The organism is Anaerostipes sp., assembly GCF_018381315.1.
Taxonomy (GTDB): Bacteria; Bacillota; Clostridia; order Lachnospirales; family Lachnospiraceae; genus Anaerostipes.
Genome location: NZ_JAGZSD010000009.1, coordinates 71,056 through 85,751, shown reverse-complemented (window position 1 = coordinate 85,751; position 14,696 = coordinate 71,056). Strand labels below are relative to the sequence as shown.

At 41.7% G+C, this 14,696-nt stretch carries 14 protein-coding genes; 11 read left to right on the top strand and 3 right to left on the bottom strand.

Features of this window, described 5'->3' with window-relative positions:
• Nucleotides 1–21: 21 nt before the first annotated feature.
• The 5 genes from cls to KH180_RS09030 all read left to right on the top strand — a co-directional run bounded on the left by cls (nucleotide 22) and on the right by KH180_RS09030 (nucleotide 5,336).
• The gene (cls, locus tag KH180_RS09050) at nucleotides 22–1,584 is read left to right on the top strand and encodes a cardiolipin synthase (protein WP_290759464.1); all 1,563 of its coding nucleotides are present in this window, start codon (nucleotides 22–24) and stop codon (nucleotides 1,582–1,584) included.
• Nucleotides 1,585–1,596: 12 nt separating this feature from the next.
• Nucleotides 1,597–2,361: a class I SAM-dependent DNA methyltransferase gene (locus KH180_RS09045; RefSeq protein WP_290759461.1), complete on the top strand. Its 765-nt coding sequence runs from the start codon at nucleotides 1,597–1,599 to the stop codon at nucleotides 2,359–2,361.
• A complete protein-coding gene (hslO, locus tag KH180_RS09040; RefSeq protein WP_290759459.1) occupies nucleotides 2,358–3,245 on the top strand; it encodes an Hsp33 family molecular chaperone HslO in 888 nt (295 codons plus the stop codon). The genes KH180_RS09045 and hslO overlap by 4 nt, the downstream gene beginning before the upstream one ends.
• 101 nt (nucleotides 3,246–3,346) lie before the next feature.
• On the top strand, nucleotides 3,347–4,828 hold the full coding sequence (locus KH180_RS09035; RefSeq protein WP_290759456.1) for a fibronectin type III domain-containing protein: 1,482 nt from the start codon (nucleotides 3,347–3,349) through the stop codon (nucleotides 4,826–4,828).
• 16 nt (nucleotides 4,829–4,844) lie between these two features.
• A complete protein-coding gene (locus tag KH180_RS09030) occupies nucleotides 4,845–5,336 on the top strand; it encodes a GNAT family N-acetyltransferase (protein ID WP_290759453.1) in 492 nt (163 codons plus the stop codon).
• A 45-nt stretch (nucleotides 5,337–5,381) separates the two neighbouring features.
• Here KH180_RS09030 and KH180_RS09025 read toward each other — a convergent pair whose 3' ends face one another.
• Nucleotides 5,382–5,729 (bottom strand): DNA-directed RNA polymerase subunit delta, encoded by a 348-nt coding sequence (locus KH180_RS09025; protein ID WP_290759451.1) that lies wholly within the window; start codon nucleotides 5,727–5,729, stop codon nucleotides 5,382–5,384.
• A 142-nt stretch (nucleotides 5,730–5,871) separates the two neighbouring features.
• Here KH180_RS09025 and KH180_RS09020 point away from each other — a divergent pair, with 142 nt between their 5' ends.
• The 4 genes from KH180_RS09020 (at nucleotide 5,872) to KH180_RS09005 (ending at nucleotide 9,852) form a co-directional block, all read left to right on the top strand.
• Complete coding sequence (locus KH180_RS09020) at nucleotides 5,872–6,843, top strand: Gfo/Idh/MocA family protein (protein ID WP_290759448.1); 972 nt, start codon at nucleotides 5,872–5,874, stop codon at nucleotides 6,841–6,843.
• A gap of 59 nt (nucleotides 6,844–6,902) precedes the next feature.
• Entirely contained in the window at nucleotides 6,903–7,850 is a 948-nt protein-coding gene (locus KH180_RS09015) for a magnesium transporter CorA family protein (RefSeq protein ID WP_290759445.1), read from the top strand.
• 107 nt (nucleotides 7,851–7,957) lie between these two features.
• The gene (locus KH180_RS09010; protein ID WP_290759442.1) at nucleotides 7,958–8,902 is read left to right on the top strand and encodes a hypothetical protein; all 945 of its coding nucleotides are present in this window, start codon (nucleotides 7,958–7,960) and stop codon (nucleotides 8,900–8,902) included.
• 86 nt (nucleotides 8,903–8,988) lie between these two features.
• The gene (locus tag KH180_RS09005; RefSeq protein ID WP_290759440.1) at nucleotides 8,989–9,852 is read left to right on the top strand and encodes an AraC family transcriptional regulator; all 864 of its coding nucleotides are present in this window, start codon (nucleotides 8,989–8,991) and stop codon (nucleotides 9,850–9,852) included.
• 216 nt (nucleotides 9,853–10,068) lie between these two features.
• Here the strand turns inward: KH180_RS09005 and sigG are convergent, their stop codons facing one another.
• On the bottom strand, nucleotides 10,069–10,845 hold the full coding sequence (sigG, locus tag KH180_RS09000; protein ID WP_290759438.1) for an RNA polymerase sporulation sigma factor SigG: 777 nt from the start codon (nucleotides 10,843–10,845) through the stop codon (nucleotides 10,069–10,071).
• A 161-nt stretch (nucleotides 10,846–11,006) separates the two neighbouring features.
• On the opposite strand from sigG, the gene KH180_RS08995 reads away from it, so the two are divergent.
• Together KH180_RS08995 and KH180_RS08990 are read left to right on the top strand one after the other, a co-directional pair.
• Nucleotides 11,007–11,843, top strand: coding sequence for a substrate-binding periplasmic protein (locus tag KH180_RS08995; protein WP_290759436.1), 837 nt, complete (start codon nucleotides 11,007–11,009; stop codon nucleotides 11,841–11,843).
• Nucleotides 11,844–11,855: 12 nt separating this feature from the next.
• Complete coding sequence (locus tag KH180_RS08990) at nucleotides 11,856–12,779, top strand: AEC family transporter (RefSeq protein ID WP_290759433.1); 924 nt, start codon at nucleotides 11,856–11,858, stop codon at nucleotides 12,777–12,779.
• Nucleotides 12,780–12,868: 89 nt separating this feature from the next.
• On the opposite strand, the gene KH180_RS08985 is transcribed toward KH180_RS08990, so the two are convergent.
• Nucleotides 12,869–14,641, bottom strand: coding sequence for an aminopeptidase P family protein (locus KH180_RS08985; protein ID WP_290759430.1), 1,773 nt, complete (start codon nucleotides 14,639–14,641; stop codon nucleotides 12,869–12,871).
• Nucleotides 14,642–14,696 lie beyond the last annotated feature (55 nt).

Sequence of the window (14,696 nt, the reverse complement as noted above, 5' to 3'; positions counted from 1 at the left end):
GATTAGACAGCAGGAGGGATTATGAAGTTTTTTAAAGTGATGAAAAAGGCTATATCGAAGATGCTGAAGGTCCTGCTGAGGAGACTTGTGATTGTCAGTGTGGTCATCATACTGCAGATACTGTGGCTGATCTGGCTGGCACAGATCATAGGAGAACACTCAAAGCCGATTGAATGGTGTCTTCAGCTGGTCAGCATAGCGGTTGTTATTTATATAGTAAATAAGGAAGAAAATCCTGCCTATAAGCTGGCGTGGACGATCCCTATTTTGATTTTCCCTATTTTCGGCGGTCTGCTATATCTGACACTGGGCAATAAAAAACCGGCCAAGAAGCTCAGACTGGAGTTGGAACGGTCTTTGGAGGAGACAGACTTTTTGCTGCGTCAGGACGAAACTGTCATGAACAACCTTAAACAGAGAAGTCCCCAGGCGGCAACCCAGGCAAAATATATTGACGGTTCCGGAGGATATCCGATCTATCAGAATTCTTCTGCCAAGTATTACCCGTCAGGGGAATCTATGTTTGAGGAAATGATTGAGGACCTGAAAAAAGCCAAATACTATATTTTTATGGAATTCTTCATTGTGGAAGAAGGATATATGTGGAACACGATTCTGGATATTCTGAAAGAGCGGGTGGATGACGGCGTAGAAGTCAGATTTATGTATGACGATGTAGGCTGTGTGGATCTGCTGCCATATAAATATTATAAGGAACTGGAACGGTACGGCATTTCCTGTGTGGCTTTTAACCCAATCATTCCGCTGGTATCAACTGCATGGAATAACAGAGATCACCGGAAAGTAGTGGTGATTGACGGGCATACGGCCTATACAGGAGGCTTAAATCTGGCAGATGAGTATATTAACCGGAAGGAGCGCTTTGGCTATTGGAAAGACGCAGGTCTTAAAGTGATCGGTGATGCGGTATGGAATTTCACTGTGATGTTTTTACAGGTCTGGAATGCGATCAGAAAGACCGATGAGGGATACGGCATGTTTGTTCCCCACGGGCATCACGAGGGACGTTTTGTAGATGACGGCTTTATCCAGCCTTATGCGGATAATCCCCTGGATACGGAGACAGTAGGCGAGAACGTATATCTGAACATTATTAATGCAGCTACAGAGTATGTATATATTTATACCCCGTATCTGATTATTGACAATGAGATGATGACAGCTCTCTGTCTGGCTTCCAAGAGGGGAGTGGATGTGCGGATCGTCACTCCGGGAATTCCGGATAAACCAACGGTCTTTTTGCTGACCCAGTCTTATTATGCCCAGCTTGTGGAAGCAGGGGTCAAGGTATATCAATACACACCGGGCTTTATCCATGCCAAGTGTTTTGTCAGTGATGATGTCATTGCTACTGTGGGAACCATCAATATGGATTACAGGAGTCTTTACCTGCATTTTGAGAATGGGGTCTTTATGTATCACTGTCTGGCAGTTACGGAAGTAAAAATCGATATGCTGAAGACATTCCGGCAGTGTGAACTGATTACGAAAGAGAAATGCCAGGGCAATATGGTAAAGCGTTTGATGCAGAGTGTACTCCGCGTTTTGGCGCCGCTGTTGTAAGGAGTAGGATCAATGGATGAATTTACAAGCTATCAAAGTTTTGCCGGGGTTTATGATGAATTTATGGACCAGACACCCTATGAGGAGTGGGGCAGAAATATCAGAAGTTTTTTGACTGAATATCAGGTGCAGGACGGCGCAGAGATCCTGGATTTAGGATGCGGAACCGGGAAGATGACGAAGGTGCTCCGGGACTATGGATACCGGATGACAGGCCTGGATATTTCCCGGGAAATGCTGGAGACTGCCGCAGTCTCTGACGGGGAAGGAATCACATATATCTGCCAGGATATGAGAGAGATGGCACTGCTCCATCCTGCTGATGCGGTGATCAGCACTTGTGACAGCCTGAATTATATATTAGAGCCGGAGGATCTTATCCAGGTATTCTGCCGGGTGAGGGAAAATCTGAAAAAGGGCGGAGTATTTTTGTTTGATATGAACTCTCACTTCAAATATGAAACCCTGCTGGCGGAAAACACATTTGCGGAAGACCGCGAGGACTGCAGTTTTATCTGGCAGAATTTTTATGACCCGCAGGACAGGATCAATGAGTATGATTTGACTTTGTTTATCCGAAGTGATTCCGGGCTGTACCGGAAGTTTGAGGAAGTGCATTTTCAGAGAGCATATAAAACAGAGGAAATTGTCAGTGCACTGCATTCGGCAGGATTTTCAGTCCAGGAAGTTGTGGATGCAGACAGTTTAAAGGAGCCGGATGCGGAGAGCGAACGGCTGTATTTTATTTCAACGATAAATAGTGAGGTAGACAAATGAAAGATTATATTGTAAGAGGAACGGCAGCAGACGATCAGATTCGTTTTTTTGCTGCTTATACAAAAGATATAGTGGAAGAGGCAAGACAGAGACACAACACAAGCCCTGTGGCCACAGCGGCTTTGGGACGGCTTCTGACTGCCGGTGCCATGATGGGCAGCATGTGTAAAAATGAACAGGATCTGATTACTCTGCAGATCCAGTGCAGCGGGCCAATCGGAGGACTCACTGTGACTGCTGATTCCAAAGCCAATGTGAAAGGATATGTGGTAAATCCGGATGTGATGCTGCCGCCCAGCAAGGAAGGGAAACTGGATGTGGGCAAGGCACTGGACTTGGGAGTTCTGACGGTTATCAAGGACATTGGGATGAAAGAGCCGTATTCCGGGCAGACACATCTTGTATCAGGAGAGATTGCAGAGGATCTGACCTACTATTTTGCAGCCAGCGAACAGATTCCAACTTCCGTAGCACTGGGAGTTCTGATGAATAAGGACAATACAGTCCGGCATGCCGGAGGATTTATTATTCAGATGATGCCGTATGCTTCTGAGGAAGTTATCACGGCTCTGGAAAAGAAGATTGCAGAGTTTCAGTCTGTTACTTCTCACTTGGAGGACGGAAAAACACCGGAAGATATGATGAACGAACTGCTTGGAGAATTCGGGACAAAGTTTTATGAAACGATCCCTGCCAGGTTTTCCTGCAACTGTTCCAAAGAGCGTGTAAAAAAAGCGGTAATCAGCGTGGGAAAAGATGAAATTAATGATATGATCAAGGACGGCGAGGATATTGAAGTGAACTGCCATTTCTGTAACACACACTATACATTCAGTGTGGACGAGCTAAAACAGATGGTGGAGAATATCGAAGCCGGAAGGTGAAAACAGAGCAGGCAAGTCTGCTTTGGCTGTGAGGAAAACCATGGGAGACCATGGTTTTTTTTGCTGAAAAATGATATGATATGAGGAAAGGAGGAGAAAAGATGAAGATAAAAAGAATACTGGCAGCACTGCTGACAGCCTGTTTGGTGATAACCCAGATCAACATGGTGAAGGCGGAAGATACAAATGAAGATCAAAATATTGTAATAACCAATTATACAGGAAAAGTCATTAAGAGTAATAACGTTGTGACCTGGTATCAGCTTTCAGCCGAACGAAATTTAGATAATACCATAGCAGTAGGACAGGACAAGATATTTACCATAGAAAATAAGGGGCAGATAAACTACAGCAGCATTTCAGCTGAGATGCAGGACAAGAATGGTGCAAAAACTGATATTAAAGTATCGCCTTCTGCTTCTGTTTTGAATGCAGGCGGCAAAATTCAGTTATCTGTCAATTTTTCTAAAAACAGAGTCGACCCTAAGCTGAATTGGACAGCCATCTATATAAAGGATAATTCAACAGGAAATATTATAAAGAAAATTCCCTTTGCGTACGATACTCCGGGTGAATATGATGAACATAATACCGGAGCCAGCCAATGGAGCGGATCTTTAAGTTATGGAACCAAAATCCTGGGTACTTTGGATCTCTCAAAAAGTAAAAATGAGATAAAGGTAAGTTATAAAAATCAGGGAAATGAATCTGTTCCTGTACAGTCATTTAAATTGGATCCAAAGGGATACTTTAAATTTTCAAATGGAACATATGAATATAAAGGATCTGCTGCTCAAAATGCAGAGGGAGGAACCAATACATTTACTATTGTCTTAGATACGAATCGTCTTAAAAGCAACTTTTTTAAGGTTATAGAGAATGGAGACTATGAATATTATAACGATAATACAGTCATTCGTTTCCTGCCGGAATTAGTCATCAATTATGAAGACGGATGTATAGCTGGGGGGAAAGCTGATATACTCCCATTGGCTTTTTATGTAAAATATCCTCTGTATCTTAGTTCCAAGACAACCGTTAAACATGTAAGCAGGACTTCATCTTCTCTTAAAATTTCATGGAAGGCACTAAAAGATGTGACCGGATATAGGATTTATCGTTCCACGAAAAAAAATTCAGGATATAAATATTTAAAACAAGTTTCAAATAAGACAACCTCTTATACTAATTCAAAATTGAAATCCGGCAAAACATATTACTATAAAGTCAGGGCATACAGAAATGTATTTGAATACCGGTATTTCAGTCCATACTCAGCGCCGTTAAAATCCGGAACAAGACCGGGAAAGCCGAAAGTCACAGTGAAAAAGAGCGGCCGGCGGCTAAAGATCAAATATAAGAAAGTTTCCGGTGCCAGCGGCTACAGAATTTACATCCGGACAGGCAAAAAAGGAAAGTACAAAAGGGTAAAGCAGTATACCAGCGGCAAAAAGGTTTCTTATAAAAGCAAGAAGCTTAAAAGAAAGAAAACTTACTATGTAAAAGTAAGGGCTTATAAAACAATCAGCGGCAAGAAATACTTTGGAAGCTATTCCAAGGCAAAGAAAGTGAAAATAAAATAACAGGATGGGTGACAGCATGGAAATCAAAGTATGCAAAACAGACGAGCAAATACAAGCATTGGCAGAATTGGCCTCAGAGATATGGCATGAATATTTTGTATCGATCATCTCAAAGGAACAGATAGATTATATGGTTGAAAAGTTTCAAAGTTATCATGCATTGAAAAAAGCCATAAAAGAAGAACAGTATACCTATTTTCTTGGTTATGACCAAGGGGAATTGGCTGGATTCTGCGGCGTGAAGCCGGATGGGGACCGCTTGTTTTTAAGCAAACTGTATCTGCATAAGGATCAAAGAGGAAAAGGAAGTTCCAGCATACTCTTAAAAAGAGCACTGGCATTTGCAGCGGAACATGGGAAACGGGCTGTCTATCTGACATGCAATAAATATAACCAGAACAGCCTGGAGATCTACAAAGCAAAAGGATTCAAGACCATTGACTCCGTAAAAACTGATATAGGAAATGGATTTATCATGGATGATTACGTCATGCAGATGGATCTGTAAAGAATAAAAAAATTCCTATGCTTGAAACTAAGCATAGGAATTTTTTTATTCTTTATCATCTTCTTCTGTTGATTCAGAAGTCTTATCATCTTCGGAACTTTCGTCCTCAGAAGAGGTTTCTTCCTCAGATGTTTCATCTTTTGTTTCTGCTTCCTCGTCCGTGATATGGATGGAGAAGTAATCGCGGCTGTCTTCCGCTGAATCAGGAAAGATATCGTCATCGTCAAACTCATCCGGATCCCAGTCATCAAGATCCTCATCCTTTTCCTGGTCCTTCAGTTCTTTCAGCTTGTCAATGATTGCTTTGATCTGGTCTCTGGCGATATATAAAATTCCGCCGATGGAGATGATAAAAGTCACAACTTTCATAAACTTTTTCAATTTTTTACCCATATTGTCGTGCTCCTTTCTCATATCTGGTATCCCCATTGTAATATGAAAAAAAAGAAAAAGCAACGCAATGGTTGACAAAATAAAGTTTCGTGATAAAATCAAAATAAGAAACATATTTTCTTTTTTGGGAAAGGAGAAGCAAATGAGTGATTTGAAATGGGGAATTTTTGGATGCGGTGTGATTGCCAACGAAATGGCGCAGGCATTTGAAAAAATGGGAAGAAAGATTTATGCAGTCAGCAGCCGGACAAAAGCAAAAACAGAAGCATTTGCAGAGAAATACGGTGTTGAGAAAGTCTACGGAACCTATGAGGAGATGCTTGGAGACAAAGAGGTTGATGTGGTTTATATTGCAACACCCCACAGCCAGCATTACGAAAATATGAAAGCAGCAGTCCAGGCCGGCAAACATATTCTGTGTGAAAAGGCTATCACAGTCAATGACCATCAGCTGGAAGAAATTCTTTCTCTGGCCGGAGAAAAGGGCCTTACTGTCCGGGAGGCAATGACTATCAGCCATATGCCGCTGTTCAAAGAGCTAAAGAGCAGAATCAGCCAGGGAGCCATCGGAACGGTAAAAATGGTTCAGGTCAATTTTGGGAGCAATAAAGGTTATGATTCCACCAACCGTTTCTTTGCTTTGGAAGCTGCAGGAGGAGCGCTCCTGGACATTGGATGTTACGCAACGACTTTTGCAAGGACATTTATGGATGAAGCGCCGAATACTGTCCTGACCACTGTACAGTATCAGGAAACCGGCGTAGATGAACAGTCCGGGATTATTTTGAAAAATGAATCCGATCAGATGGCAGTGATTTGTCTGACCATCCGGGCAAAACAGCCTAAGAGGGGTGTTGTTACCGGGGATAAGGGATATATAGAAGTGTATGAATATCCGCGGGCATCAAAAGCTACCATCACCAACACAGAGACCGGTGTCACAGAGACTATTGAAGCAGGAAACACAGAAGATGCGCTGGTGTATGAAGTGGAAGCCATGGAAGGGACAGTGGCAGGCAGTTTTTCGGATGACAGCCTGGAAATTTCAAGAGATGTTATGAAGATTTTAAGCAGTGTAAGAACCCAGTGGGGAATGAAGTATCCATTTGAATAATGGTTGCTGTTTCCTTTTCCAGTTGATATAATAGTGATATTGTCAAAAGGAGGGGAATCATGGTCAGGATATTTAAAACCTATGAGGGATCAAAAGAATTAAGGGAGATTACTGGCATTGAGCGGGAATCCTGGGTCATGATGACGGATCCAAGCGGGGCGGAACTGCAGATGGTGGCGGAAAAGTATCAGATTGATTTAGATGATCTGAGGGCGCCGTTGGATGAGGAAGAGCGGTCTCGTCTTGAACATGAAGACAGTTATACGATGATATTGGTCAATATCCCGGTGGTCCGGAAGGAAGAAGGGAAACGGATGTACGAGACGATTCCTCTCGGCATCTTTATCACAGAGAAGGTGGTCTTTACCGTCTGTCTGGAAGAAACCAATATTTTAAAGCAGTTCACAGACGGACTGGTTCCGAATTTTTATACATATATGAAAACAAGATTTGTCTATCAGATTCTTTACAACAATGCGGCTCTGTTTCTGATGCATCTGCGGATGATCGACAGACGGGCCAATGAAGTGGAGGAGATCCTGCATGAGACTTCCAGGAACAAGGATTTGATACAGCTTTACGACCTGGAAAAGTGCCTTGTGTATTTTACGACCTCACTGAAGTCCAATGAAGTAGTGCTGGAAAAGCTCAGAAAACATATCGGGCTTAAACATTACGAGGAAGATCAGGAACTTTTGGAGGATGTCATTATAGAGAACAAACAGGCGATGGAGATGACCTATATTTACCATAATATCTTAAGGAGCACCATGTCACTGTTTGGTTCGATCATTGATAACAACCTAAACCAGGTGATGAAGTTTCTTGCAGCTATCACCATCGTTCTGGAACTCCCAACCATGATTTCCGGACTTTATGGAATGAACCTGAATCCCGTTGGAATGCCGTTTTCGGGAAGTCCTGTAGGATTTTTTATAGTCAGTGCATTTTCTGTTGCGGTGTGCGTGATTGCGGTACTGATCCTCAAGAAGAAAAATTTACTGTGATGTTTGCAGAAATGCTGTAAAAAAATAATGAAGAATTAAAATGGGGGGCATCTGTTTAGATAGCTCCCCTACCTATATTTATGAACATGATAAGAGGAGCAGATCGTATGGATGATAAAGTCAATAGAAAAGAGAGAGTAGTTTTTTTAATAGGATTAGTCCCTGTTTTTTGGATGTGTTTTAAAATCACTGGTAAAGTAACACAAGAGCAGATAAAAATATTCACAACAAATATTGGGGGAAGTTTAATAAAAATCACCCCTCTTTTTGTTTTTTATTGCGGATTGACTGCCACATTTTTTATCGTGGTGTCATATATATTTCTATATTTAATGGAACAGGACAATCTGCGTCTATTTAATGTACCATTAAAAAAATGGGAAGACCGAATGTATCACATGGTGATTTTAAGTTCAATTGTTACAGTTATTCTATCAATTCTATTTTGTGTTATTGCCGTGTTTGTGATTGAAAGAAATGTATTTTATTTTTTTCTTGTTCTGGTGATAATATGTTTTGCTTTATTTAATTATTATTTTCTTTTTCATCGAAAATTAAGCATAGTAAAGATAAAGATATTGCTGGATGATCTTATATTATACACAATTATATTTGCTCTTTCCCTTAGTTTTGCTGCAGGTGTAATTAGCTCTACTCCCGAAGTGACTGTGGAGACGCGATTTAGTCCGAAGGGGAAAATAGATATTTATACAAAATCTGATAAAGATATAGATCATATTTTGGTACAAATTTATTCAGCTGAAGAAGAAAAGAAAATAGCAGAAAAAAAAGAAGAAAATTATAGTACATCAGGATTTTATCAAGTATTCCAGCGTAAATCTGTGAGAGAAGTAAAACAAAAGGAGGAATCGAGAACTTATACAATTAATTTAGTACATTATAAAGAAAAGCTGATTCCCTTGAAGAAGTATTATGTGCATGTCTTTTTTGATTTTGAGGATAAGCGTTATTTTTTAGAAAATGAATTTTCCGTAGAAAACAAAGACTTTCGTTTTAAGGAAAATAAAATGAAATATAAATATACAGAATAAAAGCATAAGGATTTCGTATCTAGTCAGCAAGATATGTGAACTATTGTGTCCTGTATTTTGTTATTCTTAGGGCAGGAGGTATTTGTATGGAAAACAATTTACAGGTGATTGGGCGGATGCTGGATTATATAGAGGAACATTTAAATGATGAGGAATTAAATCTGGATATGATTGCAGAACAAATGGGGTATTCTAAGTATCATCTGCACAGAATGTTTACGTTTGTTGTGGGTATTTCTATTCATCAGTATCTTCAGCGCCGCAGGCTGACGGAGGCATCCAGGATGCTTGTATTTACCGAAAAAACTTTAATGGAGATTGGGTTATACGCGGGATATGATACTCAGCGTTCATTTTCAAGGAGTTTTAAGTCGATGTATAAGTGTACACCCAGCAGTTATCGGAAGCAAAGAAATTTTATGCCGGTTCAGCTTAAATATAATATTGAAAAACATAAAAAGATACCGGGTGACATGATACTGAATATAAAGATGGCTGAGGAAGACGGTATGCTTCTAATTGGATATGATGGAAGTACAAAGCGGGGATTCGGAAGTATCGGGCGCTGCTGGAAACTGATGCATAAACATAAATATGAGATCGTCAATAGGTCAGAAATGGATTTTCTGATCGGCGTGAATGATTATGCTGAATATGAAAGCAGCGGGCCAGTATTCCATTATATTGTGGCAGCTCAGGTAACTTCATTGGAACGGATTCCGGCACATATGAAAGCGTTTACTCTGCCGCCCGGCAAATATGCAGTATTTTCTTTTCGAGGGAAAAATGAAGACAGCCTGCAGCCCGCGGCAGAATATATTTATGAAGAGTGGTTTCCAAACTCTGCATGCAGGTTTAATGAAAGGAATCTATATGATTTTGTAAAATATGGAGAGGAAACAGCTGAGAATGGCCGAAGCGATATTCAATTCTGGATTCCTGTGCTGTGAAAGAAGAACAAAGTGGGCACGCCCACCTCAGCTCCCCCACCCCTCACTCTTTGAGGGGCTTGTTCACTTTGCGCGCCAAATGTGATTTGCCAAAGGCAAATAGATTCCTTGCACATTTGTGCGCATCCTGCACGGAGTGCTTTTTATTTCATAGGACGCACTTTCCGATGAAATAAAAAAGGACATTTCCCTGTTAAAAGAAATGTCCCATGTGTTTTAATCCAGATAGTGCTTCATATGTTTCAGCGCGTTTTTTTCCAGCCGGCTGACCTGTGCCTGGGAGATACTGATTTCGTCAGCTACCTCAGTCTGTGTTTTGCCGTCAAAGAACCGAAGCTTGATGATATTATATTCCCGTTCCGGCAGATGTTCCATGGCATCTTTGAGTGCGATGGATTCCACCCACAGTTCTTCTTTGTTTTTCTTATCTTTTACCTGATCCATTAGAAACAGGGTATCTCCCCCATCCTGGTACACCGGTTCATAGAGAGAAAGCGGAGTAGCGATCGCATCCAGGGCAAATAAGACATCTTCTTTTTTCATTTCGATTTCTTCTGCAATGGCTTCGATGGTCGGCTCCTTGTTGAATTTTTTTGTCAGGGCTTCCTTTGCCGTTATGGCCTTATAAGCAATATCCCGGAGAGAGCGGCTGACTCTCATAGAATTGTTGTCTCTGAGATAACGTCTGACTTCACCGATGATCATCGGAACCGCGTAAGTAGAAAACTTAACGTTTAGTGTGCGGTCAAAGTTATCGATTGCCTTCATCAGTCCGATGCATCCAACCTGAAACAGATCATCAGCATTTTCACTGCTGCCGGAAAAACGTTGAATGACACTTAAAACTAACCTTAAATTGCCCTTGATGTATTGTTCCCTGGCTTCCTGGTCCCCCTGTTCAATTCTTATGAACAGTTCCTCTTTTTCTTCATTGGTGAGTAAAGGAAGGGAAGCAGTATTGACTCCGCAGATTTCAACTTTATTAAGTGCCATGATAATTCCTCCATTTGTAAATTGTTCTTGCGAACGATATATTAAAATCATTCACCAATCAAAATGGATTTATACGATGAAAAAATTGCCAGACCGTTTGACACCCATATTTACCAATGATATTATGATAAAAAGAATATATAGAAATGGGGAATCATATCATGAAAAAATTACTGACAATTTGTATGATGATATGTCTTATTTTTTGTTTAGGGGGCTGCAGCTTTCCGTGGAACAAAGAGAAGGCAGAAAATAAAGATGTAAAAAAAGAAAATATAACAGCATCAGAAGTGAAAGATTCTATGAAGGGGAAAGAGCTGGTGATAGGTGTATCAGACGGCATGGCACCATTTTCCTTCAGAGATGAGAAAACCAAAGAAATGAAAGGCTTTGATATTGACCTTATGAAAGGCCTGAGTGAATATCTTGGTTTTAAATATGAACTCCGCGTGGCTCCTATGAGGGAACTTACAAAACTGCTCCGGGAAAAGAAGATTGATTTGGCTATATCCGGCATCTGCATTACGGACAGCCGTCAGAAAGAGTTTCAGTTTTCTGATGTTTACTTTGAGAATACGCTGAAGATCATGGTCAATGCAGATAAAAATATCACAGACAGGAAAGAACTGGTCGGAAAAACAATCGGCGTGGAAGAGGGGACATCCAACGCTGAGTATGCACAGCAGAACCTTTCAGAAGAGAATAAGATTAAGGCTTATTCCTCTATGGACAAGGTATTTAAAGAACTTGAAAAAGGCAAGATTGATGCTACTGTTTATGATACTACCGGTGTCGATTATTTTATGGACAACTATAAGGGAGATAAGATATCGGCTCTGGATGAAAGGCTGAATTCGGCAGAGAGCAACTACGGTATTATGTTCAGGAAAAATGATGATTCTGTAGGGAAGTTTAATGTAACCCTGCAGGTGCTGAACACGGAGGGTACCTACCAGAATATCAAGAACACGTGGATCGGATCGGAAGACGAAGATTAAAGAGGGAAATTCATGAATATTGTTTCGATTGTATTCGGACAGATCGTCATGATGTTTTTGATGATGGCTGTGGGGGCAGGTGCATATAAAGCGGGCCTTGTAACTGAAAGGGGAAGCGCGGAACTTTCCAATATTACCTTGTATTTTGTGATCCCCTTTGTGGTGCTCACGTCTTTTCAGATTGATTTTGACGCAAATATTTTTCACGGCATCATGATTACCTTTGTACTGGGGATCATAGCCCACGGACTGGCGATCCTTTTGTCCTTCTGTCTGATTCGGGGCAGGGATCAGGACCGGACAGTATTGGAACGGTTCAGTATGGTGTATCCAAACTGCGGATTTATGGGAATCCCTTTAGCCCAGGCGGTACTGGGTTCAAAAGGGGTTATCTACATAACAGCGTTTATCGCTGCACAGAATCTGTTTATCTGGTCTCATGGAGTTGCCAGCATGCAGGGGGCTTTTAAAAAAGAATCCATCAAAGAGGTGTTTAAAGCCCCTGTGATGATTGCCACATTTACAGGGCTTTTCTGCTATCTGCTTCAGATTAAGTTTCCGGTGCTGGTTTTCAGGCCGCTGAAGGCCATCGCAGATATGAACACTCCCTTAGCAATGATGATTTCGGGAACTGCCATTGCACAGACGAACCTGATGAAAACATTGGCGAAACCAAGAATTTATATTATGACAGCTCTGCGGCTTTTGGCTGTGCCGCTGGCTATGTTTTTAATACTGCTTTTTATGCCTGTGGCCAAGGACCTTAAAATCCTTTCACTGCTTGCCTCAGCGGCCTCTACGGCAGCCATAACAACCATGTTTGCGGTTAAGTTTAAGAAAGATGTAGGTTATGCGGCGGAGCTGTTTGCCATATCTACAATCGCAGCCATTGCTACTCTTCCGCTTATGATTTCCCTGGGCGAGGCATTTTTTTAGAGAAGTGACAGGATGACCTGACAGCAGTTTAAAATAGTTTAAGATAAAAAGATAATCCCGGCAGGAAAAGAACTGCCGGGATTATCTTTTTAGAGTTTCAAAAAACCGGACAGCCAGTTAGTCTCATCTTCTGTCAGATGAGGGGAGAGCCGGCCGAAAACCATACGGTGGTAGTCAGAAAGGAGACGAAGCTCCTTTTCGCTGAGAAGTGTTTCGTCTATCCCGTCCATATCAATGGGCACCAATGTCAAATGTTCAAATTCTAAAAAGGAACCATATTCATTTTGTTTCTGTTTTTTGCACAGAAGCATGTTTTCTGTGCGGATTCCATATTTTCCGGGTACATAAACACCTGGTTCATCAGTGGTTACCATGCCGGGCAGAAGAACAGCATCCAGCTGGTTTTCCCTGATCTGCCAGCGGAAAGCGTTCGGGCCTTCATGGACACCCAGAAAATGCCCTACGCCGTGTCCGGTTCCGCAGCGGTAGTCAATGCCCTCCTGCCAGAGAGGCCCTCTTGCCAAAATATCCAGGCTGCTGCCCCGGCATCCAAGCAGAAACTTTGCATCTCCCAGGGAAAGCATACTTTTTAATACAAGAGTAAAATTCCGCCGTTCTTCCTCGGTGATGGGACCTAATATAAATGTCCGGGTTACATCTGTCGTCCCGGTCAGATATTGGCCGCCGGAATCAATCAGGAGAAGTCCTTCAGGCTTGAGTACAACATTAGATTCTTCTGTGGAGGAATAATGCATCATTGCAGCGTGATCTTTATAGGCACATATGGTGTCAAAGCTTGGGCCCTGATACAGAGGCTGTTTTTTGCGTTCTTCTTCCAGACGGTCTGAAACAGAAAGTTCGGTCATAGGGGTGGAGCCAATGTTCTGCTTCAGCCAGCACATGAACTTAGTCATTGCAATGCCATCGGAAAGGTGGCAGCTGTAAAGTCCTTTGATCTGCACATCATTTTTTACAGCCTTCATACTGTAAGAGGGATTTTCACCAAAAATAATCCGGTTATTCTTAATCTCAAGGTAGAGTTTGTAGCTGACTGTATCCGGGTCCATAAGAATGCTTGCTTTCTGTTCTTTCAGGAAGGTGCCGATTTGATCATAATTCAGAATGGACACATGATTTTGGGCTAAATAGCTTTTTGCTGCGTCTGAGAGGCAGTGTTTTTTCACAAACAGAAAACAGCCTTCCATAGTAATCCAGGCATAGCTGTAAAATAAGGGAGTACAGGCCATGTCACTGCCCCGCAGATTAAAGATCCATGCGATATCCGGCAGTGAAGCGATGAAATGGGCCTCAGCGGAAACCAGCTCCATCTGTTTTCGGATTCTTTTCAGCTTTGAAGATACGGATTCACCGGCATAAGTTTCATCATGGATAAAAATTTCGGAAGCCGCAGCCGGAGGACGGTCAGTCCACAAATCCTCTGCAAGAGTGTGGTCAGTTTCTAAAATGGATTTCTTTGAAGCAGCCAGGGCAGAAAGTTTTTTGCCGTAGGCTGTGTTGATGGTGCGCCCGTTTAAGGCAAGGATATCATTTTCCTTCAAATGCTGTTCCAGGTATTCCAGCACTGTGGGAACACCGGAGACGCCCATTTTCATAAGATTCATTTGTTCTGTATCAATCTGTGATTCTGCCTGAGTAAAATATCTTCCGTCTGTCCAGAGATTGCTGCTGTCCTGTTCAGCGAGAACAGCACCGGAGGAACCGGTAAAACCGGAGATGAACTGGCGGCATTTATAGTGATCATCGACATACTCTGATTGATGAGGATCTTCACTGGGAATCAGGTAATAAGTGAGGTTTTTCTCCTTCATAGATTCCTGAAGTCTTGCTAAAGGTGTTTTCATAGTGCAAAGTCTCCTTTCTGCAGTTGTGATTTTTATTATAACACGATATAATAAA

What these genes read in the sequence shown, in the direction of transcription:
- cls (WP_290759464.1), top strand. Translation starts at nt 22, where the DNA reads ATGAAGTTTTTTAAAGTGATGAAAAAGGCTATATCGAAGATGCTGAAG.
- KH180_RS09045 (WP_290759461.1), top strand. Translation starts at nt 1,597, where the DNA reads ATGGATGAATTTACAAGCTATCAAAGTTTTGCCGGGGTTTATGATGAA.
- hslO (WP_290759459.1), top strand. Translation starts at nt 2,358, where the DNA reads ATGAAAGATTATATTGTAAGAGGAACGGCAGCAGACGATCAGATTCGT.
- KH180_RS09035 (WP_290759456.1), top strand. Translation starts at nt 3,347, where the DNA reads ATGAAGATAAAAAGAATACTGGCAGCACTGCTGACAGCCTGTTTGGTG.
- KH180_RS09030 (WP_290759453.1), top strand. Translation starts at nt 4,845, where the DNA reads ATGGAAATCAAAGTATGCAAAACAGACGAGCAAATACAAGCATTGGCA.
- KH180_RS09025 (WP_290759451.1), bottom strand. Translation starts at nt 5,729, where the DNA reads ATGGGTAAAAAATTGAAAAAGTTTATGAAAGTTGTGACTTTTATCATC.
- KH180_RS09020 (WP_290759448.1), top strand. Translation starts at nt 5,872, where the DNA reads ATGAGTGATTTGAAATGGGGAATTTTTGGATGCGGTGTGATTGCCAAC.
- KH180_RS09015 (WP_290759445.1), top strand. Translation starts at nt 6,903, where the DNA reads ATGGTCAGGATATTTAAAACCTATGAGGGATCAAAAGAATTAAGGGAG.
- KH180_RS09010 (WP_290759442.1), top strand. Translation starts at nt 7,958, where the DNA reads ATGGATGATAAAGTCAATAGAAAAGAGAGAGTAGTTTTTTTAATAGGA.
- KH180_RS09005 (WP_290759440.1), top strand. Translation starts at nt 8,989, where the DNA reads ATGGAAAACAATTTACAGGTGATTGGGCGGATGCTGGATTATATAGAG.
- sigG (WP_290759438.1), bottom strand. Translation starts at nt 10,845, where the DNA reads ATGGCACTTAATAAAGTTGAAATCTGCGGAGTCAATACTGCTTCCCTT.
- KH180_RS08995 (WP_290759436.1), top strand. Translation starts at nt 11,007, where the DNA reads ATGAAAAAATTACTGACAATTTGTATGATGATATGTCTTATTTTTTGT.
- KH180_RS08990 (WP_290759433.1), top strand. Translation starts at nt 11,856, where the DNA reads ATGAATATTGTTTCGATTGTATTCGGACAGATCGTCATGATGTTTTTG.
- KH180_RS08985 (WP_290759430.1), bottom strand. Translation starts at nt 14,641, where the DNA reads ATGAAAACACCTTTAGCAAGACTTCAGGAATCTATGAAGGAGAAAAAC.